Here is a 257-nt window from a genome sequence, read left to right as displayed (position 1 = left end):
CCCCTGACAATGGCCAGATTCCGCCGCCGAACACCTTCACGTCACCGTATTGATCGACCAGACCTGGAAGAACCCGGTCAATCTCATCGCTTTCCAGCATGGGAATGGTCTGCGTAATGCTGCGGGCCTGGGCCTCGACCCGCGCCAGTTCCATCCCAATCTGCTCTCCAATTTCACTGACCTGCGACAGCACGATGGATTCACCTGCAGCCATGAGCTGTGGGGCAACGAAGCGCTTGATGCCAAGTATCGTGAGC

General features: G+C 58.0%; 1 pseudogene. It reads right to left on the bottom strand.

The window, feature by feature from the left end:
• Nucleotides 1-257 (bottom strand): annotated as a pseudogene (locus AAEZ09_RS28695) (methyl-accepting chemotaxis protein); the annotation flags it as partial.

Source organism: Pseudomonas sp. 65/3-MNA-CIBAN-0223 (assembly GCF_040310425.1).
Lineage (GTDB): Bacteria > Pseudomonadota > Gammaproteobacteria > Pseudomonadales > Pseudomonadaceae > Aquipseudomonas > Aquipseudomonas gregormendelii.
This window is presented reverse-complemented; position numbering and strand designations above follow the sequence as displayed.